Here is a 21,860-nt window from a genome sequence, read left to right as displayed (position 1 = left end):
CCCCGGGAACCGGTCACGGTCAGGCGGGCAGCCGGAAGTCGGCGACGTGCAGCGCCGAGGGGGTCGTCCCGCTGGACTTCTCCTGGTACATGAAGGACAGCACCCCGTCCTGCGCGACCCGGGTCTCGTCGATCACGACCTCGCCGAAGGCGTTGAGACCGCTGCCGTCGAAGAGGATCTTCCAGTCGGTGTGCCCCGAGGCCGCCGAGGCGCCGGCGATCCGGCCGAAGGGGAAGATCGCGTAGGCGTTGTCGTACCGGTCCAGGACGAGCTTGGTGCGCTGGCTGGAGTCGAGCGGGACCGGTATCTCGGTCTTCTGCCAGGTGCCGGAGGCGTTCCTGCGGACGTGGAAGGCGCGGCCGTTCCTGGTGCGGTCGGCGACGTAGTTCGTGGTGCACTGCCCGAAGCGGCCCGGGACGTAGGAGATGATCGCGTGCGGCCGGCCCGCCGAGTCGGTGAACTGGCTCTCCTGGTTCATCAGGGAGTGGTCCGGGTTCAGTGGGTCCACGACCAGCCCGGCGTCGTTCACGGACACCTTGTCGGAGCCGCCGGTGGTGCCGACGACCGTCCCCGCGCCGTTGCGCCAGGTGCGGCCGCGGTCGTCGGAGTAGACGTAGCCGGTGTCGTGGTTGGTGATGCCGCCGCCGTTGCACATGACGGCGCCGTTCTGCTCGCGCCAGGTGAAGAAGGAGTGCAGCCGGCCGGTGCGGTCGTAGTCGATGCCGTGCAGGTACATGTTGCGGGCGGTCGAGGAGCCGTGCTCGCTGGTGTAGGTGCCGGTGGAACTCGACCACTCCCCCAGATCGGTCCACCGGGTGCCGTCGTACTCGGCGAGGGCGTTGCGCCCGTTGCCGGAGACGGCGACGCGGTAGCTGAGCTGGAGCCGGCCCTCCGGCGTGGCGACGAACTGCGGGTAGGTGAACTGCGACGTCAGGGCGAGTCCGTCGAGGGTCGACCGCGGTGCGCCGAAGCGGCTCGCGGTCCAGCTCAGGCCCCCGGGGTCGTCCATGAGCCCGGCGGCCGACTTGACGTAGGTGAAGCCGTCGCTGTGCGAGTCCATGTTGAGGTGCAACCGGCCGTCGACCCGGGAGACGCCCATGGAGATGACGTTGTGGGAGTCGTCGTACCGCAGGGTGTGCCCGACCTGCACCGTCGACCAGGTACCGGCACCGAGGGCACGGCGGCCGACGACGGCGTTGCGGTCGGCGGTGTACCAGGCGGCGTACTGGTGGCCCTTGTACGTCAGCAGGCCGTTCTTCTGGAAGGCGTTGTTGTTGACCAGTCCGTCGTAGGAGACGAAGAAGAGGGCCTGGCGGTCGAGGGTGGTGGTCCCGGTCCGGGTGACCGAGGGGCCGGGGGCCGCGGCCCGGGCGGTGCCGGAGGCCAGGGCGGGGGTCACCACCGCTCCGGTGAGGGCGGCGGCCAGCAGGGTACGTCTGTGCATCGCGTGGACTCCGTCGTCATGCGAGGTGGAAGACTTCCGTGAGGGGTTTCATGGCCTCGTCGGGCCGGGCGCCGTCCAGCGACTCGAAGAACGGCGCCATCTCCGCCTGCCAGCGGGCGTTGACCCCGGTGGCCTCCATGCCGGCCTGTGCGGCCGCGAAGTCCTCGGTCTCCAGGTAGCCGACGAGCAGTCCGTCCTCGCGCAGGAAGAGCGAGTAGTTGTGCCAGCCGGTCTCCTTCAGGGCCTGGAGCATCTCGGGCCACACGGCGGCGTGCCGCTCGCGGTACTCGTCGAGGCGGTCCGCCCGGACCTTCAGCAGGAAGCACACGCGTCGCATCGACGCCCCTTCGTGGATCAGAAGTCGAACTGGTCGATGTTCCCGGCGTTGAACACGGTCGGCTTGCCGAGGTTGATCACGCCGTCCTTGCCGATGGTGTACTCGCCCATGGAGCCGGCCTTGAAGGTCTCGCCCTCCTTGCCGGTGATCTGGCCGGAGGACAGCGCGACGGCGGTGCGGGCGGCCAGTTCGCCGAGCTTGGCCGGGTTCCACAGCTCGAACGCCTCGACGGTGCCGTTCTTGACGTACTTGCGCATGTCGTTGGGGGTGCCGAGGCCGGTCAGCTTGACCTTGCCCTTGTACTTGGAGCCCGACAGGTACTGGGCGGCGGCCTTGATGCCGACGGTGGTCGGGGAGATGATCCCCTTCAGGTTCGGGTACTCCTGGAGCAGGCCCTGGGTCTGCTGGAAGGACTGCTGGGCGTCGTCGTTGCCGTACGCGACCTTCACCAGCTTCATGTTCTTGTACTCGGGCTTCTTCAGCTCGTCCTTCATGAAGTCGATCCAGGTGTTCTGGTTCGTCGCCGTCTGCGCGGCGGACAGGATCGCGATCTCGCCCTTGTAATCGATCTGCTGGGCGAGCAGCTGCACCTCGGTACGGCCGAGGTCCTCGGCGGAGGCCTGCGACACGAAGGCGTTGCGGCAGTCGGGGGTGGTGTCGGAGTCGTAGGTGACGACCTTGATGCCGTTCTTCATGGCCTGCTTGAGCGCGGTGCACAGGGCGCCGGGGTCCTGCGCGGAGACGGCCATCGCGTCGACCTGCTGCTGGGTGAGCGTGTTGACGTAGGAGACCTGCCCGGCGGTGTCGGTCGCGCTGGACGGCCCGACCTCCTTGTAGCCGGAGCCCAGCTCCTTCAGCGCCTTCTGGCCGCCCTTGTCGGCGGTGGTGAAGTAGGGGTTGTTGACCTGCTTGGGCAGGAACCCGACGGTCAGGCCCTTCTTGAGCTCGGCGTTCGGGTCGGCCTTGCCGGCGGCGGCCGCGGAACCGCCCTCGTTCGCGACGTCCTTCTTGGTGGTGCCGCCACCGCAGGCGGTGAGCGCCAGGGCGAGGGAGGTGGCGGTGGCGAGCGCCGCGCAGCTGCGGCGGAGGGCTGTCTTACGCATGGCTGTCGTCCTTTACGAGGAAGGGCTGGTCATGAGCTGGGAGTCGAGGCGGCGGCTCTGCGGCCCGCCCTCGCTGTGGAGATCTGCCGTACGACCCGGGGGCCGAGCACGGAGAGAACGAGCAGGACGCCGGTGACGACGATCTGCGACTGCGCCGAGACGTCCTGGAGGCTCATCACGTTCTGCAGCGCCCCCAGCAGGAACACCCCGGCGATCGCGCCGCCCAGCGTGCCCTTGCCGCCGTCGAAGTCGATCCCGCCGAGCAGCACGGCCGCCACGACCGAGAGTTCCAGACCCGTGGCGTTGTCGTAGCGGGCGCTGGCGTAGTGCAGCGCCCAGAAGATGCCGGTCAGCGAGGCCATCAGACCGGTCAGGGTGAACAGGATCAGCTTCTGCCGCTTGACCCGGATCCCGGCGAAGCGGGCGGCCTCCTCGCTCGCCCCGATCGCGAACAGCGAGCGCCCGAACGGCGTGGCGTGCAGCGCGACCACGGCGATGGCGAGCAGGACGAGGAACGGCAGGAAGGCGTACGGCACGAAGGTGTCGCCGATGCGCCCGGCCGCGAAGTCCAGGTACTGCGTGGGGAAGTCGGTCACCGCGTCGGAGCCGAGCACGATCTGCGCGATGCCCCGGTAGGCGGCCAGGGTGCCGATCGTGACGGCGAGGGACGGCAGCCCCAGCCTGGTCACCAGCAGGCCGTTGACCAGCCCGCACACCACGCCCAGGAGCAGGCAGACCGGGATGATCGTCTCGATGGCCATGCCCTGGTTCCACAGGGCGCCCATCACGGCGCCGGACAGGCCGGCCGTGGAGGCCACCGACAGGTCGATCTCGCCGGAGACGACCAGCAGGGTCATCGGCAGCGCGATCAGCGCGATGGGCAGGGTGTTGCCGATCAGGAACGACAGGTTGAGCGCGTTGCCGAACCCGTCGACGAAACCGAACGAGAGCAGCAGGACGACGATGAGGAGGGCACCGACGGCCGAATCCCACCTTTTCAGGGCGGACCGGCGGACCGCTCGGCTCAGGGAGATGTCAGCCATGGCGGGCGTTCCTCTTCTTCAGGGCGGAGGCCACGCGCAGCGCGACGATCCGGTCGACCGCGATGGCGAGGATGAGCAGGATGCCGTTGATGGCGAGCACCCAGACGGAGCTGACGCCGAGGGCGGGCAGCACACTGTTGATGGAGGTCAGCAGCAGTGCGCCGAGGGCCGCGCCGTAGACGCTGCCGGAGCCGCCGGTGAAGACGACTCCGCCGACGACCACCGCGCTGACGACGGTCAGTTCGTAGCCGTTGCCGGTGCCCGAGTCGACGTTGCCGAACCGGGCGAGGTACAGCGCGCCGGCGAGTCCGGCGAGGGCGCCGCAGAAGGTGTACGCGGCGAGGATCCGCTTGCGCACGGGGATGCCGGCGAGCCGTGCGGCCTCCGGGTTGGAGCCGAGGGCGTAGAGCTCGCGGCCGCCGCCGAAGTGCTTGAGCCAGTAGGCCGTGGCGACGAGGACGGCCAGGGCGATCAGGGCCAGGTACGGCACGGCGGAGATGCCGCCGGAGCCGAAGTCGACGAATCCGCCGGGCAGGTCGGCCGCGGTGATCTGCCGGGAGCCCACCCAGATGGAGTCGATGCCGCGGATGATGTAGAGCGTGCCGAGGGTGACCACGAGCGCGGGCACCTGGCCGAGGCTGACGAGCAGTCCGTTGAGCAGTCCGAAGGCGATGCCGAGCAGTACGGCCAGGGCGATCGCCACGACCGCGTTGCCGCCGCCCTGGAGGTGGGTGCCGGCGGCGAAGGCGCTGATGCCGAGCGTGGAGCCGACGGACAGGTCGACGTTGCGGGTGATGACGACCAGGGACTGGCCGGTGGCGACCAGGACGAGGATCGTCGCGTTCAGCAGCAGGTCCTTGATGCCCTGCTCGGAGAGGAACTCGCTGTTGCCGGCCTGGGTGACGGCGATCATCACCAGGAAGACGACCAGGATGGCCAGTTCGCGCATCTTGAAGACGCGGTCGACCAGGCGTGTGCCACTGGACTTGGGCACGTCGGCCGCGGGGGCCTCCTGCGGGGTCACGACCGTCATGCGGCGGCCCTCCCGGTGGCTGCGGCCATCACGGTTTCCTCGGTGGCGTCGGAGCGCGGGATCTCGGCGGTGACGCGGCCCTCGTGCATCACCAGCACGCGGTCGGCCATGCCGAGGATCTCGGGCAGGTCGGAGGAGATCATCAGGACGGCCACGCCGTCGGCGGCGAGCCGGGACAGCAGCCGGTGCACCTCGGCCTTGGTGCCGACGTCGATGCCGCGGGTCGGCTCGTCGACGATCAGCACCTTGGGGCCCGTGGCGAGCCACTTGGCGAGGACGACCTTCTGCTGGTTGCCGCCGGAGAGCGTGTTGACCGTGTCGGCGATCCTGGCGTACTTCACCTGGAGCTTGACGGCCCAGTCCAGGGAGCGGCTGCGTTCGGCGCCGCGGTCCATGAGTCCGGCCCTGACGGTCGTGCGCAGTCCGGTGAGGCCGATGTTGCGTTCGATGGACATGTCCATCACCAGGCCTTGAGCGCGCCGGTCCTCGGGGACCAGGGCGAGTCCGGCGGCCATGGCGGTGGAGGGGGCTCCGTTGACCAAGGGCTTGCCGTGCACGGTCACTTCACCGGCGTCCCAGCGGTCGATGCCGAAGACGGCCCGGGCGACCTCCGTGCGCCCGGCGCCGACGAGGCCCGCGAGGCCGACGATCTCGCCGTGCCGGACGTCGAAGGAGACGTCGGTGAAGACGCCCTCGCGGGTCAGCCGGCGCACGCTCAGGGCCACCTCGCCCGGTTCGACCTCCTGCTTGGGGTACAGCTCGTCGAGGTCGCGGCCGACCATGCGGCGCACGAGGTCGTCCTCGGTCATGCCCTCCAGGGGCTCGCTGGCGATCCAGGCGCCGTCGCGCAGGGTGGTGACCCGGCGGCAGATCTGGAAGATCTCCTCCAGCCGGTGGGTGATGAACAGCACGGCGGCGCCCTGGTCGCGCAGCGTGCGCACGACGCCGAAGAGGCGGGCGACCTCGCTGCCGGTGAGGGCGGCGGTCGGCTCGTCCATGATCAGGACGCGGGCGTCGAAGGAGAGGGCCTTGGCGATCTCGACGATCTGCTGGTCGGCGATGGACAGGCCGCGTGCGGGACGGTCGGGGTCGAGTTCGACGCCGAGGCGCTTCATCAGCTCGGCGGTGGCGTTGTGCGTGGCCTTGTGGTCGATCCGGCCGAGCGTGCGGCGCGGCTGGCGGCCCATGTAGATGTTCTCGGCGATCGACAGGTCGGGGAAGAGCGTGGGCTCCTGGTAGATCACGGCGATGCCGGCGTCGCGGGCGTCGCCGGGCCCGTGGAAGGCGACGGGCTCGCCGTCGAGCAGCACCTGGCCGGCGTCCGGCCGGTGCACTCCGGCGAGGGTCTTGATGAGGGTCGACTTGCCGGCACCGTTCTCTCCGGCCAGGGCGTGCACCTCCCCGGGGAACAGCTCCAGGGAGACGTCCCGCAGGGCGCGGACCGCGCCGAAGGACTTGGAGACGTCCCTCAGCGCCAGAACCGGGGCCGAACCCGTGGTGGACGGGTGGGTCATTGGGGGCTCCTCGACGACACCGGCGTGACCGCCTCTCGGCGTCGTGGGCGTCGTGAAAGGTTTCAACTGGGTTGCCGGGACGTTAGGCGGGCGGCGCATGTCACGTCAATGGGTTCCCGTCGAAAAAGTTTCGAGCCCAAAAGGTCACGCACCGGTCACGGGGAACTGTCTCGGCCGGAGGGGTTGACACCCCTTCGGGAGGCCCATAGCTTCGCGTCCTGAATCGTTTCATTCCGTGGTCGTGACGCGTGGCCGTCGCGACCCGATGTCTCAGGAGTTCTGACGTGACCGAGCTCGCCGCGGCGAAGGCCGCTCTCAAGACACAGGCCGTCGAGACGCCGTCGTGGGCGTACGGGAACTCCGGGACGCGGTTCAAGGTCTTCGCGCAGGCGGGCGTGCCGCGCACACCGCGGGAGAAGCTGGACGACGCGGCGAAGGTGCACGAGTTCACCGGCGTCGCCCCGACGGTCGCGCTGCACATCCCGTGGGACGAGGTCGACGACTACGCGGCCCTGGCCAAGCACGCCGAGGACCGCGGGGTGCGGCTCGGGGCGATCAACTCCAACACCTTCCAGGACGACGACTACAAGCTCGGCAGCATCTGTCACCCGGACGCGGCCGTGCGGCGCAAGGCCGTGGACCATCTGCTGGAGTGCGTCGACATCATGGACGCGACCGGGTCCACGGATCTGAAGCTGTGGTTCGCCGACGGGACGAACTATCCCGGGCAGGACGACATCCGCGGCCGCCAGGACCGGCTGGCCGAGGGGCTGGCCGAGGTCTACGAGCGGCTCGGCGACGGGCAGCGGATGCTGCTGGAGTACAAGTTCTTCGAGCCGGCCTTCTACACGACGGACGTCCCGGACTGGGGCACCGCCTACGCCCACTGCCTGAAGCTCGGGCCGAAGGCGCAGGTCGTGGTGGACACGGGGCACCACGCACCGGGGACCAACATCGAGTTCATCGTGGCGACGCTGCTGCGGGAGGGCAAGCTCGGCGGGTTCGACTTCAACTCCCGGTTCTACGCGGACGACGACCTCATGGTCGGGGCGGCCGATCCGTTCCAGCTGTTCCGGATCATGTACGAGGTGGTGCGCGGCGGCGGGTTCTCGCCCGAGGTGGCGTTCATGCTCGACCAGTGCCACAACATCGAGGCGAAGATCCCGGCGATCATCCGGTCGGTGATGAACGTGCAGGAGGCCACGGCGAAGGCGCTGCTGGTCGACGGGGACGCGCTGGCGGCGGCGCAGCGGGCGGGGGACGTGCTGGAGGCGAACGCGGTGGTGATGGACGCGTACAACACGGATGTGCGGCCGTTGCTGCGGGAGGTGCGGGAGGAGATGGGGCTGGACCCCGAGCCGCTTGCCGCGTACCGGCGGTCCGGGTGGGCCGAGAAGATCGTCGCCGAGCGGGTGGGCGGGCAGCAGGCGGGGTGGGGTGCATAGGCGTCTGCCGAGTTCTGTGATCTGCGGAGCGCGGGTCGTGCGTGGTCGACCGCGCAGTTCCCCGCGCCCCTCGAGGACGACACTTCACCCCCTTACTCGAAAAGGAACTGGCATGGCTGTTCATCCCGAAGCCGACGCTCTGCTCGCCCGGTCGCACCGGCTCGGGGCTGATCCCCGGAACACCAACTACGCGGGGGGCAACGCCTCCGCCAAGGGCGTCGGGACCGATCCCGTCACCGGCGGGGACGTCGAGCTGATGTGGGTCAAAGGGTCCGGCGGGGATCTCGGGACGCTGACCGAGGCGGGACTGGCCGTGCTGCGGCTGGACCGGATGCGGGCGCTCGTCGACGTGTACCCGGGGGTCGAGCGCGAGGACGAGATGGTCGCCGCGTTCGACTACTGTCTGCACGGCAAGGGCGGGGCCGCCCCGTCCATCGACACCGCCATGCACGGGCTGGTCGAGGCCGCGCACGTCGATCATCTGCACCCGGACTCCGGGATCGCGCTCGCCTGTGCCGCCGACGGCGAGAAGCTCACCGCCGAGTGCTTCGGGGACACGGTCGTGTGGGTGCCGTGGCGGCGGCCGGGGTTCCAGCTGGGCCTCGACATCGCCGCCGTGAAGAAGGCCAACCCGCAGGCGATCGGATGCGTCCTCGGCGGGCACGGGATCACCGCCTGGGGCGACACCTCCGAGGAGTGCGAGCGGAACTCGCTGCACATCATCCGCACCGCGGAGACGTTCCTCGCCGATCGGGGCAAGGCAGAGCCCTTCGGGCCCGTGGTCGAGGGGTACGCGGCACTGGGCGCCGGTGAGCGGCGGGAGCGGGCCGCCGCCCTCGCGCCGTACGTGCGCGCCCTCGCCTCGCAGGACCGGCCGCAGGTGGGGCACTTCACCGACTCCGAGGTGGTCCTCGACTTCCTCGCGAGCGCCGGGCACCCGCGGCTCGCCGCGCTCGGCACCTCCTGCCCCGACCACTTCCTGCGCACCAAGGTCCGCCCGCTGGTGCTGGACCTGCCGCCGACCGCCCCGCTCGACGAGGCGATCGCCCGGCTGAGGGAGCTGCACACCGCCTACCGCGAGGAGTACGCCGCCTACTACCGGCGGCACGCCGAGCCGGACTCCCCCGCCATGCGCGGCGCCGACCCGGCGATCGTGCTGGTTCCGGGGGTCGGCATGTTCTCGTTCGGCAAGGACAAGCAGACCGCCCGGGTCGCGGGCGAGTTCTACGTCAACGCCGTCAACGTGATGCGCGGTGCCGAGGCCGTGTCCACGTACGCGCCGATCGAGGAGTCGGAGAAGTTCCGCATCGAGTACTGGGCGCTGGAGGAGGCCAAACTCCGGCGGATGCCGAGGCCCAAGGCGCTCGCCACGCGGGTCGCGCTGGTGACCGGCGCCGGCAGCGGGATCGGCAAGGCCATCGCGCACCGGCTCGTGGCCGAGGGCGCGTGCGTGGTCGTCGCCGACCTGAACGCGGAGAACGCCGAGGCCGTCGCCGAGGAGCTGGGCGGGCCGGACAAGGCCGTCGCCGTGACGGTCGACGTGACGTCCGAGGAGCAGATCGCCGAGGCGTTCCGGGCGGCGGTGCTGGCCTTCGGCGGTGTCGATCTCGTGGTCAACAACGCGGGCATCTCCGTCTCGAAGCCGCTGCTGGAGACCACCGCGAAGGACTGGGACCTCCAGCACGACATCATGGCGCGCGGATCCTTCCTGGTGTCGCGGGAGGCGGCCCGGGTGATGATCGCGCAGGGCCTGGGCGGCGACATCGTCTACATCGCCTCGAAGAACGCCGTGTTCGCCGGGCCCAACAACATCGCCTACTCGGCCACCAAGGCCGACCAGGCCCACCAGGTGCGGCTGCTCGCCGCCGAGCTGGGCGAACACGGGATCCGCGTCAACGGCGTCAACCCCGACGGGGTCGTGCGGGGTTCGGGGATCTTCGCCGGCGGCTGGGGCGCGCAGCGGGCCGCGGTGTACGGGGTCGAGGAGGAGAAGCTGGGCGAGTTCTACGCGCAGCGGACCATCCTCAAGCGCGAGGTGCTCCCGGAGCACGTGGCCAACGCCGTGTTCGCGCTGACCGGCGGGGACCTCACCCACACGACCGGGCTGCACATCCCCGTCGACGCCGGTGTCGCGGCCGCCTTCCTGCGATGAGCGCGGACGTGCAGGCGTACGCCGCGGTCGACCTCGGCGCGTCCAGCGGGCGCGTCATGGTCGGCCGTGTCGGCCCGGACAGTCTGGAGCTCACCGAGGCACACCGCTTCCCGAACCGGCCCGTGCGGGTTCCGGAGGGACTGCGGTGGGACGTTCTCGCGCTGTACGCCGGGGTCCTGGAGGGGCTCAGGGCGGCCGGGCAGGTCGACTCCGTCGGCATCGACAGCTGGGCCGTGGACTACGGGCTGCTCGACGCGGACGGGGCGCTGCTCGGCAACCCCGTGCACTACCGGGACGCGCGGACCGAGGGCGTCGCGGAGCAGGTCTGGGCGAGCGTGCCCGCACCGGAGCTGTACGCCGCCACCGGGTTGCAGTACGCGCCCTTCAACACCCTGTACCAGCTGACCGCGGCCCGCTCCATGGCCCAACTCGCCCAGGCGAGGCGGTTGTTGTTGATGCCGGACCTGCTGACGTACTGGCTCACCGGTGAGCAGGGCACGGAGCTGACCAACGCCTCGACCACCCAGCTGATCGACCCGCGCACCCGGGACTGGGCGTACGGCGTCGCGGAGCGCCTCGGGATCGACCTCGGGCTGTTCGCGCCACTGCGCCGGCCCGGGGACCCCGCGGGGGTGCTGCGGCCCGAGGTGCTGGAGGAGACCGGGCTGGCCGGTCCCGTGCCGGTCACGGCCGTCGCCTCGCACGACACCGCCTCGGCGGTCGCCGCCGTCCCCGCGACGGGCGAGCGGTTCGCGTACATCTGCACCGGGACCTGGTCGCTGGCCGGCCTGGAGCTGGCGGCGCCGGTGCTCACCGAGGAGAGCAGGGCGGCCAACTTCACCAATGAGCTGGGGCTGGACGGGACGGTCCGGTACCTGCGCAACATCATGGGGCTGTGGCTGCTCCAGGAGTGCGTACGGGCCTGGGGCGAGCCCGACCTGGACGCGCTGCTGCGGGAGGCGTCCGAGGCGGAGGCGCTGCGGTCGGTCGTGGACGCGGGCGACCCGGCGTTCCTCGCGCCGGGGCGCATGCCGGAGCGGATCGCCGAGGCGTGCCGGGCCTCCGGGCAGCCCGTGCCCCGGACCCCGGGCGAGGTGACGCGCTGCATCCTCGACTCGCTGGCCCTCGCGCACCGCAAGGCGGTCGAGGACGCGCAGCGGCTCGCCGGGCACGCGGTCGACGTCGTCCACGTGGTGGGCGGCGGGACGCGCAACGCGCTGCTGTGCCAGCTGACCGCCGACGCCTGCGGGCTGCCGGTGGTGGCCGGCCCGGCGGAGGCGGCCGCCCTGGGCAACGTGCTCGTGCAGGCGCGGGCGCACGGGCTGGTCGGTGACCTGGCCGGGATGCGGCGACTGCTCGGGCGCACCCAGCCGCTCGTCCGGTACGCACCGCGCGGCGGCACCGGGCGGTGGCGCGCCGCGCAGGACCGCCTCGCCGGGCACTGACGGGGTCTCCCCCCGGCCGTACGCCCGGACTACCCTGCACCCATCCGATGATCAACCCCCGAGGAGCCGCGATGCGTGTCGCTCTGTTCCTGACCTGCGTCAACGACACGCTCTATCCGGACACCGGGCGCGCCGTGGTGAGACTGCTGACCAGACTGGGCGTCGAGGTCGACTTCCCGGCGGCGCAGACCTGCTGCGGGCAGGCGCACTACAACACCGGATACCGTCACGAGGCCGAACCGCTCGCCCGGCATTTCTCCGATGTCTTCGGCGGGTACGAGGCGATCGTGACACCCTCCGGGTCGTGCGGGGCGATGGTGCGGGAGCTGTATCCGCGGATGGGTGAGCGGGCCCGGGCCGAGGGGCGCGGGGAGAGGCTCGCGGCCACGCTGGCGCCGGTGGTGCCGAAGACGTACGAACTGACGGAGTTCCTGGTGGACGTGCTGGGCGTGACGGACGTCGGGGCGTACTACCCGCGCACGGTGACCTACCACCCCACCTGCCACGGGTTGCGCGGACTGGGCCTGGGCGAGCGGCCCCTGCGGCTCCTGCGGGCGGTGAAGGGTCTGGAGCTGGTGGAGCTGCCGGGCGCGGAGGAGTGCTGCGGTTTCGGCGGCACGTTCGCGCTGAAGAACTCCGACGTCTCGGCGGCGATGGGCGCGGACAAGGTGCGCAACGCCGAGTCGACGGGCGCGGAGGTGCTGTGCGCGGCCGACAACTCCTGCCTGATGCACATCGGGGGCACGATGGCCCGGCTGCGGACCGGCATGCGGCCGGTGCACATCGCGGAGATCCTGGCGAGCACGGAGGAGGAACCGGCCGTATGAGCGGAACGTTCGTCGGGATGCCTGGGTTTCCCCCTGCGTTCCCGGAGGCCGCGCGGGAGGCCGTCGGCAACGAGACCTTGCGCGGCAATCTGCGGCACGCCACGCACACCATCCGTGCCAAGCGGGCGAAGGCCGTGGCGGAGGTGTCCGACTGGGCCGAACTGCGCGAGGCGGGCAAGCGCATCAAGGACCACACGCTGCGCCGTCTCGACCGCTACCTCGTGCAGTTGGAGGAGTCGGTCACGGCCGCGGGCGGCATCGTGCACTGGGCGGCGGACGCGGCCGAGGCCAACGAGATCGTCACCCGGCTCGTGCAGACGACCGGCGAGTCCGAGGTCGTCAAGGTCAAGTCGATGGCCACCCAGGAGATCGGGCTGAACGAGGCGCTTCAGGCCGCGGGCATCCGCGCCTACGAGACCGATCTCGCCGAGCTGATCGTGCAGTTGGGCGAGGACCGCCCCTCGCACATTCTGGTGCCGGCCATCCACCGCAACCGGGGCGAGATCCGCGACATCTTCGCCCGGGAGATGAGCGAGTGGGGCCGCCCCGCTCCCGACGGCCTGACCGACACGCCCGCCGAACTCGCCGAGGCGGCCCGGCTGCACCTGCGGGAGAAGTTCCTGCGGGCCAAGGTCGGCATCTCCGGTGCCAACTTCATGGTCGCCGAGACGGGCACGCTCGTGGTCGTGGAGTCCGAGGGCAACGGGCGGATGTGCCTGACCCTGCCCGAGACGCTGATCTCGGTCGTCGGCATCGAGAAGATCGTGCCGACCTGGCGGGACCTGGAGGTGTTCCTGCAGACCCTCCCCCGCTCCTCGACGGCCGAGCGCATGAACCCGTACACCTCGACCTGGACCGGCACGACCGACGGTGACGGGCCGAGCACGTTCCATCTGGTGCTGCTGGACAACGGCCGCACCGACACCCTCGCCGACGAGGTCGGCCGGCAGGCCCTGCGCTGCATCCGCTGCTCGGCGTGCCTGAACGTGTGCCCGGTGTACGAGCGGGCCGGCGGCCACGCCTACGGCTCGGTGTATCCCGGCCCGATCGGCGCGATCCTCAGCCCGCAGCTGCGGGGCACGGGCAGCGAGATCGACGCCTCGCTGCCGTACGCGTCCTCGCTGTGCGGGGCGTGCTACGAGGTGTGCCCGGTCGCCATCGACATCCCCGAGGTGCTGGTGCACCTGCGGGAGCGGGTCGTACAGGGCGGTGAGGTCACCCGGGAGGGCAACCGGGTGGTGCTGCGGCCGGCGAGGGGCCACGCGGCGGAGCGGGCGGCGATGCGTGCGGCCCGCTGGGCGTTCACGCACCCGGGCGCGCTGCGCACCGGCCAGCGCGCGGCCTCCCGGACCCGCCGCTTCCATCCCCGTACGCTGCCCGGCCCGGGACGGGCGTGGAGCGGGACGCGGGAGCTGCCGGCGGTGCCGGCCGAGCCGTTCCGGGACTGGTGGCAGCGCACGCGCGGCGGGAAGGACGGGGCGAAGTGAACAGCAGGGAGCGGATCCTGGGGCGGGTGCGGCGCGCCCTCGCGGACGTGCCCGCCGACGCGACACCGATCACGCGGGACTATCTGCGCGAGCACGGTGAGCGGACCGTCGCGGAGACGGTGGAACTGCTCGCCGGGAACCTGGCCGACTACCGGGCGATCGTGCACCGCACGGACGAGGACGGACTGGCCGCGCTGATCGCGGCACTGCTGGAGAAGCGCGGATCGGCCTCCGTGCTGGTGCCGCCCGGGCTGGACGAGGGCTGGCTGGCGGGGACCGGGGTGACACGGGTCGCGGACCGGGCGGACAGCACCCCGGGCGAACTCGACCGGGTGGACAGCGTCGTGACGGCCTGTGCGGTCGCGATCGCGGAGACCGGGACGATCGTGCTGGACGGCGCACCCGACCAGGGGCGGCGCCGGATCACGCTCGTCCCGGACCATCACGTCTGCGTCGTCCGGGTCCCGGACCAGGTCGTGTCCTCGGTGCCGCAGGGGCTCGAACGCCTGGACCCGGCGCGCCCGTTGACCTGGATCTCCGGTCCTTCGGCGACCAGTGACATCGAGCTGGACCGGGTCGAGGGGGTGCACGGGCCGCGCACGCTGGAGGTGGTGCTGGTGGGCGGCGCGTGACTCAGGGCAGGATCGAGTCGACGTAGCCGCCGTCCACGCGCAGGGCGCCGCCCGTGGTCGCCGAGGCCTGGTCGGACGCGAGGTAGACGACCATGTTGGCGATCTCCTCCGGCTCGATCAGCCGCTGCAGCAGCGACTGCGGCCGGTGCTGCCGCATGAAGGCGCGCTGGGCCTCGTCCCAGGGCAGGTCGCGGTCGACGAGCTGGTAGACGAAGTCCTCCACGCCGCCCGTGTGGGTCGGCCCGGCGATGACGGAGTTGACGGTGACGCCGGTCCCGGCGGCCTGCTTGGCGAAGCCCCGGCCCACGGCGAGCAGGGCCGTCTTGGACATGCCGTAGTGGATCATCTCGGCGGGGATGACGACGGCCGAGTCGCTGGCGATGTTCTGCACGCGTCCCCAGCCGCGTTCGGTCATGCCGGGCAGCACGAGCCGGGTCAGGCGCACGGCGGCCAGGACGTTCACGTCGAAGTAGCGCCGCCACTCCTCGTCGCTGATCTCCAGGGGATCGGCGGACTCGAAGACCCCCAGATTGTTCACGAGGATGTCCACCTGTCCCAGGGCGTCCACCGCCTGCCGGGCGCCCTCGTCGCCGGTCACGTCGGCGGCGACGGGCACCAGGTCGGCGCCCGGGGCCTCGCCCCGCATGCGTTCCACGGCCTCCTCCACCCGGCCGGGTGAGCGGCCGTTGACACCCACCCGGGCGCCCGCCCGGGCCAGGCCCGTGGCGATGGCGGCGCCGATGCCCTGCGTGGAGCCGGTGACGAGAGCGGTGCGGCCCTTCAGATCGATCTGCATGCCGAGTCAGCCCTTTCCGTACGTGGGGTGATCGAGTACCCGGGGGGGTGTCGCTGAGTACACCCCGCGATACGGGTTCTGCGGCCAGTGTGGTCACGCCCCCTCCTCCGTAGCGTCGAGGGCGAGACACAGGGCGTGTCGCCCGAAGGGGGAGACGAGATGGTCCGCACCGGCCCACGACAGCACCAGGACCCGGAACCCGCCGCGGAGGCACTGCGGCTGGTCAAGGTCACCAAGACGTACGGGAGCGCCGACAGCGCCGTGACCGCCCTGGACGGGGTGACGCTCGGGCTGGGACACGGCACCTTCACGGCGGTGATGGGGCCGTCCGGTTCCGGCAAGTCGACGCTGCTGCAGTGCGCGGCGGGCCTGGACCGGCCCGACAGCGGGATCGTCCGGGTGGACGGCACGGAACTGACGGGTGGCGGCGAGGCGGAGCTGACGAGGTTCCGGCGCGGCCGGATCGGCTTCGTCTTCCAGCAGTACAACCTGCTGGAGACGCTGACCGTCGCGCAGAACACGGTGCTGCCGCTGAAGCTGGCCGGGCGGCGCGTGGACCGGCGGCGGGTCCGGGAGGTGCTCACGCAACTGGGGCTCGGCGACCGGCTGGGCCACAGGCCGGACCAGCTCTCCGGCGGGCAGCGCCAGCGGGTGGCGATCGCCCGGGCCCTGGTCACCGAGCCCCGGGTGATCTTCGCGGACGAGCCGACGGGCGCCCTCGACTCGCGCAGCGCGCGGGACGTGCTGGAGCTGCTGCGGCAGTCGGTCCGGGTGCACGGCCGCACGGTGGTGATGGTGACGCACGATCCGGTCGCCGCCTCCTACGCCGACACCGTGCTGTTCCTCGCGGACGGACGGCTGGCGGGCCGGCTGGACGCCCCGACGGCGGACGCGGTCGCCGAGCGGCTGGCCCACCTGGGCGACGACGTGCCGGCGGGGGTGTGAGCGGTGTTCGTACTGGCGATGCGCTCGATCCGGCAGCGGCCCGGGCGGTTCCTCGCGACGCTGCTGTCCGCGTTCCTGGGCGCGGCGATCATCATGACGTTCCACTCGATGCACGACACGGCCGGGCAGCCGGGCGTGGACGCGGTCAGTTCGGAGACCTTGTCCACGGCGGCGGGTGTGGTCGGCGGCTACGGCACGCTGCTGGTGTTCTTCGCGATCGCCTCGACGCTGACGGTGAACGTGCGCCAGCGGGCCGCCGAGATGGAGCTGCTGCGCTGCTCGGGGGCGACTCCGGCGCAGATCAAGCGGATGGTCGTGGGTGAGGCGGTGGCGGTGGCGCTGGTGGGCGCAGCGCTGGCGGTCGGCCCGGCGATGCTGGGCGGCCGGGCGCTGCTGGAGATGTTCCAGGACAGCGGTCAGGTCGCGCGGTCGGTGGAGTACTCCTTCGGGACGGTGGCCTACCTGACCGGCTTCGACATCACGCTGCTCGCCGCCGCGGGCGCCGCGTTCCTCGCGGTGCGGCGCGCCACGGCGGGCGGCCGGAAGCGGCGCGGCCGGGCACGGACGGTCCTGGCGTACGGGGCGCTGGTGGCGGGCGCCGTCGCCGTGAGCTCGACGTTCGCGTTCTCGGCGAGGGACGCCGCGCTGATGGCGCCCCCGGCCCAAGGGGCGATCCTGCTGTCCGTCGGGTGCGCGCTGCGGGCGCCCCGGCTGCTGTCGGCGGTGCTGGACCGGCTGCCGCTCACCGGGGCGAGCGGCTGGCTGGCGGTGCGGAACCTGCGCGAGCGGGCCCCGCAGCTCGCCGGGATCCTGATGTCGCTGATCATGTTCACGGCCGTCGCGACGGCGACCCTGACCATGCAGGCCGTGGAGAGCGACGAAGTGGCGGCCTCGGGGGCGGCGAAGTCGGTCGAGGCGAAGAACCTGGAGACGCTCAACTTCACCGTCGTCGGCATCATCGTGGTGTTCGTCTGCGTGATGCTGGTGAACTCCCTGTACGCGGCGACCTCGTACCGCGAGCGGGAGTTCGGGCAGCAGCGCCTCGCCGGGGCGACTCCCGGGCAGGTGCTGCGCACGGTGGGCGCCGAGGGGCTGGTCCTGACGGTGACCGGGGTGTGCTTCGGCACCTTGGCGGCGCTGGCCGGGATCGTGCCGTTCACGATGGTGCGCACCGACCGGGTGCTGCCCGGCCAGCTGCTCGCCGTGTGGCTCGTGGTCGTGGCGGTCGCGGCGGCGGTGACACTCGGCACCGCCCTGGCGACGGCCCGCCGCGTGCTGCGCGCTCCGGCGGTACGCGCGGTGGCTTCGGCGGCGTGATGCCGGCGGCGGACGTGGTGGACCGGGAGCGATCGTTGCGGCGGCCGCCCCGGTCTACCGTGTCCCGGACGCGTCCAGGAGGGCCGTGACCGTCGCCGTCGTCAGGCCGTCCAGGGTTTCGATCCGGGCGCCGGCCCGCGCGCTGGCCCCGTCGAAGACCAGCATCAGCTGGCGGGCGAGGAGTTCCGGGTCGCGGGCGCCGCCCTCCTCGGCGTGGGTGCGGAAGTACTCCCGCATCCACTCCTTGGCCCGGCGGGCGACCACGCTCGCCGGGTGTCCGGGGTCCTTGAGCTCGACCAGGGCGGCGAGGTAGGGGCAGCCCAGGTAGTCCGGGTCGCCCGCTCCCTTCTCCAGTTGCTCGAAGACGCCCAGGATCCGCTCGCGCGGGGTGGCCTCCGGCTCCCGCGCGCCGGGCACGAGCCGCGCCTCGTACTCCGGCAGGCCCCGGGCCAGGCTCGCCGCGAGGACCTCGTCCTTGCCGGCGAAGAGCTGGTACATGGACCGCTTGGAGACCCCGGCGCTGCGGCACAGCGTCTCGACCCCGAGGGAGACGCCTTCGCGGTAGAAGAGCTCGGACGCGGCGTCGAGGAGCCGGTCCCTGGTGGACGCCTTGTCGGTGGTGGTCATACCCGTGAGGTTACCGCGCGGCACCCGCCGGGGAAACCGATCGGTTTCACGAAGCTCCCGCGGCTGCGAACCCGTGACAGCGTGAGTGAACAAGCGCTTAGATAGGTCTCCGACCGCCCGCCCGCAGCCCCGACCTGGAGGCCCCGGTGTTCACGTCCGTCGACGACGTCTCCGCCCGTCTGGCCGAGACCGGCTATCTCGCCTCGCCCGCGGTCGCCACGACCGTGTTCCTCGCCGACCGTCTGGGCAAGCCGCTCCTGGTGGAGGGCCCGGCCGGCGTCGGCAAGACGGAGCTGGCCAAGGCCGTCGCCCAGGTCGCCGGGGCACGCCTCGTCCGGCTCCAGTGCTACGAGGGTGTCGACGAGTCGCGGGCGCTGTACGAGTGGAACCACGCCAAGCAACTGCTGCGCATCAGCGCCGGCCGGGACGAGTCGTGGGACGAGACCCGCACGGACATCTTCAGCGAGGAGTTCCTGCTCACCCGGCCGCTGCTGACGGCCATCCGGGGCGACGACCCCAAGGTGCTGCTGATCGACGAGACCGACAAGGCGGACGTCGAGGTGGAGGGCCTGCTCCTGGAGGTGCTCAGCGACTTCCAGGTCACCGTTCCGGAGCTCGGCACCATCACCGCGACGCGCCGCCCCTTCGTCGTGCTGACCTCCAACGCGAGCCGGGAGCTGTCGGAGGCGCTGCGCCGCCGCTGTCTCTTCCTGCACATCGGCTTCCCCGAGGAGGAGCTGGAGCGCCGGATCGTACGGCTGAAGGTGCCGGGCCTCGACGAGACGCTGGCCCGTTCCGTCGTCCGGGTCGTGGGGGCGCTGCGGGCGATGGACCTGCGCAAGGTGCCGTCGGTGGCCGAGACGATCGACTGGGCGCGCACCCTGCTCGCGCTCGGCGCCGGCACGCTGGACGAGACGGTCGTGCGGGCCACCCTCGGCGTGCTCCTCAAGCACCAGGACGACGTCCTCAAGGCCTCCGCCAAGCTCGACCTGGACGCCCTGTGACCACGGCGGCGGGTGTCGCCGAGCGGCTGACGTCCCTGGCCGGGGCGTTGCGCGCGCACGGCGTGCGGATCGGCACCGGCGAGACCGTGGACGCGGCGCGGGCGGTCGGGGAACTCGGCCTGGCGGACCGGGAGCTGCTGCGCGAGGGACTGGCGGCGACCCTGCTGCACGGGGCGGGGCAGCGGCAGGTGTTCGACCCGGTCTTCGACCTCTACTTCCCGCGCGGGGTCGGCGGCCCTGAGCGGGAGCCGGCCGGGCGGCAGGACCTGCGCGAGCGGCTGGCGGCCGCCCTGGCCGCCGACGACCGGGCGATGCTGGGCCGGCTGGCGATCGAGGCGGTGGACGGCTTCGGCGGCTACGGGTCCTCGCCCGAGTCGGACGGCTGGTCGTCGTACCAGACGCTGGAACGGTTGCGCCCGCAGACCCTGATGGCCCGGGTCCGGGACGAGGTGCGCGCGGGCGGCGGGAGTTCCGGCTTCACGGACCGGCTGCTGGAGGACGAGGTCCGGCGGCGCATCGAGGCCTTCCGGGCGCTGGTGGCCGCGGAGGCGCGCCGCCGGGTCGCCGAGCGGCGCGGCCGGGACGAGATCGCCCGCCGGGCCGTGGCCCCGACCGCCGACCGGGTCGACTTCCTGTTCGCGGGGAAGGACCGGCTGGCCGAGCTGCGCAGGACGGTGCAGCCCCTCGCGCGCAAGCTCGCCACCCGGCTGGCGGCGCGGCGCCGGCACGCCGCCCGGGGCACCGTCGACCTGCGGCGCACGCTGCGCGGTTCGCTGTCCACCGGCGGCGTGCCGATGAAGCCGGTGCTGCGCCGGCGGCGTCCGGCCCGCCCCGAGCTGGTGCTGCTGTGCGACGTGTCGGGCTCGGTGTCCGGGTTCTCGGACTTCACGATGCTGCTGGTGCAGGCGCTGCACGACCAGTTCAGCAAGGTGCGCGTGTTCGCCTTCGTCAACCGGATCGACGAGGTGACCGGCCTGCTGGAGCACGGCAGGGCCGACCCGGAGGGGCTGGGCGCCCGCATCCAGGCGGAGGCGGAGATCACGGGCTGGCACGGCAGCAGTGACTACGGCATGGCCCTGGGCGAGTTCGCGGAGCGCTACGCGGACGCAGCCGGCCCGCGCACGACCGTCTTCGTCCTCGGCGACGCCCGTACGAACGGCGGCGACCCGAACCTGCCGGCCCTGCGGCACATCGCCGCACGCGCCCGCCGCGTCTACTGGCTGAACCCGGAACAGCGCTCCCGCTGGGGCACGGGCGACTCGGTGGCGCCCGCCTACGCCGAACTGGTCGAGATGCACGAGTGCCGCACCGCCCGGCAGCTCGGCGCGCTGGTGGCGCGGCTGCTGCCGGTGTGATCAGAAGGCGGCCGGCTGTCGGTACGGGGTGATCAAGCGGCGGAGAGTTGCGGGTACAGGGCGATCAGGCGGCGGAGAGTTGCGGGTACAGGGCGGACGGGTCTGCGGCCAGTCCGGCCTTGACCCGGCGCGAGACGTCGTCGGCGAGGACCTCGTAGGCGCCGGACGCGATGCCGTCGAGTGCCTGGGCCGCGACGGACTCGGCCGTGGACTTCGGGGCGTCGATCCCGGCGGCCAGGTCCGTGTCGACGTAGCCGACGTGCAGGCCGGTGACCTCGATGCCGCGCGGCTTCAGGTCGAGGCGCAGCGAGTTGGTCTGCGACCAGAAGGCGGCCTTGGAGGCGCTGTAGGAGCCGGCGAGGCCGATCCACGACAGCACGGAGTGGACGTTGAGGATGTGGCCCCCTCCGTTGCGCTCGATGACGGGGACGAAGGCCCGGGTGACCAGGAGCGGTCCGTAGAAGTTCGTCTCGAACTCGCGGCGCACGTCCTCCACGGGCGAGTCCAGGAAGTTGGCGTTCACCGAGGCGCCGGCGTTGTTGATCAGCACGGTCACGTCCCGGGCCTGCTCGGCCGCCGCGGCGACGGAGGCGGGGTCGGTGACCTCCAGGGCGAGCGGTACGGCGTCCGGGTGCGTGACGGTGCGCGGATCGCGGGCGGTGGCGTACACCTTCTTCGCGCCCCGCTCGTACAGGCCCTGGACCAGGGCCCGGCCGATGCCGCGGCTGCCGCCGGTGACCAGGGCGACGGAACCTTCGATGGCGGTCATGGGAATCTCCCTCGTTGCCTCAGTCGGAAACCGATCGGTTTCCGTCTCTTGCCGGGAAGCGTAAACCGATCGGTTTCCGAGGGCAAGGGCGGGGTTCCGGCGGGCCGGTCCGACGCCCGGAGGGGGAACGCGTGAAGGCGGCCGTCACCGTGTGACGGCCGCCTTCACGGAAGGGACGGACCTCAGTCCTTCTTGGCGTACTCCTTGGCCATGCTGCCCGCGAAGTCGTACACCACGCACTGCTCGTCGCCGACGACCCAGGCGTCGTGCCCGGGCGCGCAGACGAACACGTCCCCGGGTCCCACCTCGCTCTCCGCGCCGTCGTCCATGCGGATGTGCATACGGCCCGAGACGACATAGCCGTTGTGGTGGATCCGGCAGCTGTCGGTCCCGGCGATCGGGGCCACCGACTCGGACCAGCGCCAGCCCGGCTCGAACGTGGCCACGGCGAAGTCCAGTCCGGTCATGTGGACGGCTTCCAGGTGGCCCCGGGGGTAGTCGCGCCGCTCGTCCGGCTTGTCGAGCGTCTTCACCTCAAGCATGACGCTCCTCCTCGGTGAGGGGTTTGCTTCCATCGTCCGTCCG

At 71.8% G+C, this 21,860-nt stretch carries 20 protein-coding genes; 10 read left to right on the top strand and 10 right to left on the bottom strand.

Annotation, left to right across the window (positions count from 1 at the left end):
* Window positions 1-19 precede the first annotated feature (19 nt).
* From ACIGAQ_RS05725 to ACIGAQ_RS05700, 6 genes are read right to left on the bottom strand one after another with little or no spacing between them, the layout of a single operon-like run.
* Entirely contained in the window at window positions 20-1,444 is a 1,425-nt protein-coding gene (locus tag ACIGAQ_RS05725; protein ID WP_399779390.1) for a BNR repeat-containing protein, read from the bottom strand.
* A 16-nt stretch (window positions 1,445-1,460) separates the two neighbouring features.
* Complete coding sequence (locus tag ACIGAQ_RS05720; RefSeq protein ID WP_311684621.1) at window positions 1,461-1,781, bottom strand: L-rhamnose mutarotase; 321 nt, start codon at window positions 1,779-1,781, stop codon at window positions 1,461-1,463.
* A 17-nt stretch (window positions 1,782-1,798) separates the two neighbouring features.
* Window positions 1,799-2,884, bottom strand: a complete 1,086-nt coding sequence (rhaS, locus tag ACIGAQ_RS05715; RefSeq protein ID WP_399779388.1) for a rhamnose ABC transporter substrate-binding protein — start codon at window positions 2,882-2,884, stop codon at window positions 1,799-1,801.
* 29 nt (window positions 2,885-2,913) lie between these two features.
* Window positions 2,914-3,927: an ABC transporter permease gene (locus ACIGAQ_RS05710; protein ID WP_311684617.1), complete on the bottom strand. Its 1,014-nt coding sequence runs from the start codon at window positions 3,925-3,927 to the stop codon at window positions 2,914-2,916.
* Window positions 3,920-4,960 carry an ABC transporter permease gene (locus ACIGAQ_RS05705; protein WP_362282646.1) on the bottom strand — a complete coding sequence of 347 codons (1,041 nt, stop codon included), beginning with the start codon at window positions 4,958-4,960 and terminating at the stop codon, window positions 3,920-3,922. The genes ACIGAQ_RS05710 and ACIGAQ_RS05705 overlap by 8 nt, the downstream gene beginning before the upstream one ends.
* Window positions 4,957-6,474 (bottom strand): sugar ABC transporter ATP-binding protein, encoded by a 1,518-nt coding sequence (locus ACIGAQ_RS05700; protein WP_311684614.1) that lies wholly within the window; start codon window positions 6,472-6,474, stop codon window positions 4,957-4,959. The genes ACIGAQ_RS05705 and ACIGAQ_RS05700 overlap by 4 nt, the downstream gene beginning before the upstream one ends.
* 284 nt (window positions 6,475-6,758) lie before the next feature.
* Between ACIGAQ_RS05700 and rhaI the strand changes: the two genes are divergently transcribed.
* The 6 genes from rhaI (at window position 6,759) to ACIGAQ_RS05670 (ending at window position 14,462) form a co-directional block, all read left to right on the top strand.
* Window positions 6,759-7,919: an L-rhamnose isomerase gene (rhaI, locus tag ACIGAQ_RS05695; protein ID WP_311684612.1), complete on the top strand. Its 1,161-nt coding sequence runs from the start codon at window positions 6,759-6,761 to the stop codon at window positions 7,917-7,919.
* Window positions 7,920-8,031: 112 nt separating this feature from the next.
* Window positions 8,032-10,071, top strand: coding sequence for a bifunctional aldolase/short-chain dehydrogenase (locus ACIGAQ_RS05690; RefSeq protein ID WP_399779385.1), 2,040 nt, complete (start codon window positions 8,032-8,034; stop codon window positions 10,069-10,071).
* Window positions 10,068-11,516 carry a rhamnulokinase family protein gene (locus ACIGAQ_RS05685; RefSeq protein ID WP_399779383.1) on the top strand — a complete coding sequence of 483 codons (1,449 nt, stop codon included), beginning with the start codon at window positions 10,068-10,070 and terminating at the stop codon, window positions 11,514-11,516. The genes ACIGAQ_RS05690 and ACIGAQ_RS05685 overlap by 4 nt, the downstream gene beginning before the upstream one ends.
* Before the next feature lie 71 nt (window positions 11,517-11,587).
* A complete protein-coding gene (locus ACIGAQ_RS05680) occupies window positions 11,588-12,343 on the top strand; it encodes a (Fe-S)-binding protein (RefSeq protein WP_399779381.1) in 756 nt (251 codons plus the stop codon).
* Window positions 12,340-13,830, top strand: coding sequence for a LutB/LldF family L-lactate oxidation iron-sulfur protein (locus ACIGAQ_RS05675; RefSeq protein WP_399779379.1), 1,491 nt, complete (start codon window positions 12,340-12,342; stop codon window positions 13,828-13,830). Before ACIGAQ_RS05680 ends, ACIGAQ_RS05675 begins: the two co-directional genes overlap by 4 nt.
* Complete coding sequence (locus ACIGAQ_RS05670; RefSeq protein WP_399779377.1) at window positions 13,827-14,462, top strand: lactate utilization protein C; 636 nt, start codon at window positions 13,827-13,829, stop codon at window positions 14,460-14,462. The genes ACIGAQ_RS05675 and ACIGAQ_RS05670 overlap by 4 nt, the downstream gene beginning before the upstream one ends.
* A 1-nt stretch (window position 14,463) precedes the next feature.
* On the opposite strand, the gene ACIGAQ_RS05665 is transcribed toward ACIGAQ_RS05670, so the two are convergent.
* On the bottom strand, window positions 14,464-15,258 hold the full coding sequence (locus ACIGAQ_RS05665) for an SDR family oxidoreductase (RefSeq protein WP_311684600.1): 795 nt from the start codon (window positions 15,256-15,258) through the stop codon (window positions 14,464-14,466).
* Window positions 15,259-15,417: 159 nt separating this feature from the next.
* Here ACIGAQ_RS05665 and ACIGAQ_RS05660 point away from each other — a divergent pair, with 159 nt between their 5' ends.
* A complete protein-coding gene (locus ACIGAQ_RS05660) occupies window positions 15,418-16,203 on the top strand; it encodes an ABC transporter ATP-binding protein (protein WP_311684598.1) in 786 nt (261 codons plus the stop codon).
* Window positions 16,204-16,206: 3 nt separating this feature from the next.
* Window positions 16,207-17,520, top strand: coding sequence for an FtsX-like permease family protein (locus ACIGAQ_RS05655; RefSeq protein ID WP_362282671.1), 1,314 nt, complete (start codon window positions 16,207-16,209; stop codon window positions 17,518-17,520).
* A gap of 54 nt (window positions 17,521-17,574) precedes the next feature.
* Here ACIGAQ_RS05655 and ACIGAQ_RS05650 read toward each other — a convergent pair whose 3' ends face one another.
* Window positions 17,575-18,147 carry a TetR/AcrR family transcriptional regulator gene (locus tag ACIGAQ_RS05650; RefSeq protein ID WP_399779374.1) on the bottom strand — a complete coding sequence of 191 codons (573 nt, stop codon included), beginning with the start codon at window positions 18,145-18,147 and terminating at the stop codon, window positions 17,575-17,577.
* Between the two features lie 146 nt (window positions 18,148-18,293).
* Here ACIGAQ_RS05650 and ACIGAQ_RS05645 point away from each other — a divergent pair, with 146 nt between their 5' ends.
* Both ACIGAQ_RS05645 and ACIGAQ_RS05640 read left to right on the top strand, forming a co-directional pair.
* On the top strand, window positions 18,294-19,151 hold the full coding sequence (locus tag ACIGAQ_RS05645) for a MoxR family ATPase (RefSeq protein ID WP_362282676.1): 858 nt from the start codon (window positions 18,294-18,296) through the stop codon (window positions 19,149-19,151).
* Entirely contained in the window at window positions 19,148-20,506 is a 1,359-nt protein-coding gene (locus tag ACIGAQ_RS05640; RefSeq protein ID WP_399779372.1) for a VWA domain-containing protein, read from the top strand. The genes ACIGAQ_RS05645 and ACIGAQ_RS05640 overlap by 4 nt, the downstream gene beginning before the upstream one ends.
* A 64-nt stretch (window positions 20,507-20,570) precedes the next feature.
* Here the strand turns inward: ACIGAQ_RS05640 and ACIGAQ_RS05635 are convergent, their stop codons facing one another.
* Window positions 20,571-21,275, bottom strand: a complete 705-nt coding sequence (locus tag ACIGAQ_RS05635; RefSeq protein WP_311684588.1) for an SDR family oxidoreductase — start codon at window positions 21,273-21,275, stop codon at window positions 20,571-20,573.
* 182 nt (window positions 21,276-21,457) lie between these two features.
* The gene (locus tag ACIGAQ_RS05630; protein WP_053673613.1) at window positions 21,458-21,817 is read right to left on the bottom strand and encodes a cupin domain-containing protein; all 360 of its coding nucleotides are present in this window, start codon (window positions 21,815-21,817) and stop codon (window positions 21,458-21,460) included.
* Window positions 21,818-21,860 lie beyond the last annotated feature (43 nt).

It is taken from the genome of Streptomyces sp. NPDC085932 (assembly GCF_044540525.1).
GTDB classification, from domain to species: domain Bacteria; phylum Actinomycetota; class Actinomycetes; order Streptomycetales; family Streptomycetaceae; genus Streptomyces; species Streptomyces levis.
This window is presented reverse-complemented; position numbering and strand designations above follow the sequence as displayed.

What these genes read in the sequence shown, in the direction of transcription:
- ACIGAQ_RS05700 (WP_311684614.1), bottom strand. Translation starts at nt 6,474, where the DNA reads ATGACCCACCCGTCCACCACGGGTTCGGCCCCGGTTCTGGCGCTGAGG.
- ACIGAQ_RS05685 (WP_399779383.1), top strand. Translation starts at nt 10,068, where the DNA reads ATGAGCGCGGACGTGCAGGCGTACGCCGCGGTCGACCTCGGCGCGTCC.
- ACIGAQ_RS05675 (WP_399779379.1), top strand. Translation starts at nt 12,340, where the DNA reads ATGAGCGGAACGTTCGTCGGGATGCCTGGGTTTCCCCCTGCGTTCCCG.
- ACIGAQ_RS05660 (WP_311684598.1), top strand. Translation starts at nt 15,418, where the DNA reads ATGGTCCGCACCGGCCCACGACAGCACCAGGACCCGGAACCCGCCGCG.
- ACIGAQ_RS05680 (WP_399779381.1), top strand. Translation starts at nt 11,588, where the DNA reads ATGCGTGTCGCTCTGTTCCTGACCTGCGTCAACGACACGCTCTATCCG.
- ACIGAQ_RS05650 (WP_399779374.1), bottom strand. Translation starts at nt 18,147, where the DNA reads ATGACCACCACCGACAAGGCGTCCACCAGGGACCGGCTCCTCGACGCC.
- ACIGAQ_RS05725 (WP_399779390.1), bottom strand. Translation starts at nt 1,444, where the DNA reads ATGCACAGACGTACCCTGCTGGCCGCCGCCCTCACCGGAGCGGTGGTG.
- rhaS (WP_399779388.1), bottom strand. Translation starts at nt 2,884, where the DNA reads ATGCGTAAGACAGCCCTCCGCCGCAGCTGCGCGGCGCTCGCCACCGCC.
- ACIGAQ_RS05665 (WP_311684600.1), bottom strand. Translation starts at nt 15,258, where the DNA reads ATGCAGATCGATCTGAAGGGCCGCACCGCTCTCGTCACCGGCTCCACG.
- ACIGAQ_RS05720 (WP_311684621.1), bottom strand. Translation starts at nt 1,781, where the DNA reads ATGCGACGCGTGTGCTTCCTGCTGAAGGTCCGGGCGGACCGCCTCGAC.
- ACIGAQ_RS05630 (WP_053673613.1), bottom strand. Translation starts at nt 21,817, where the DNA reads ATGCTTGAGGTGAAGACGCTCGACAAGCCGGACGAGCGGCGCGACTAC.
- ACIGAQ_RS05705 (WP_362282646.1), bottom strand. Translation starts at nt 4,960, where the DNA reads ATGACGGTCGTGACCCCGCAGGAGGCCCCCGCGGCCGACGTGCCCAAG.
- ACIGAQ_RS05690 (WP_399779385.1), top strand. Translation starts at nt 8,032, where the DNA reads ATGGCTGTTCATCCCGAAGCCGACGCTCTGCTCGCCCGGTCGCACCGG.
- ACIGAQ_RS05710 (WP_311684617.1), bottom strand. Translation starts at nt 3,927, where the DNA reads ATGGCTGACATCTCCCTGAGCCGAGCGGTCCGCCGGTCCGCCCTGAAA.
- ACIGAQ_RS05635 (WP_311684588.1), bottom strand. Translation starts at nt 21,275, where the DNA reads ATGACCGCCATCGAAGGTTCCGTCGCCCTGGTCACCGGCGGCAGCCGC.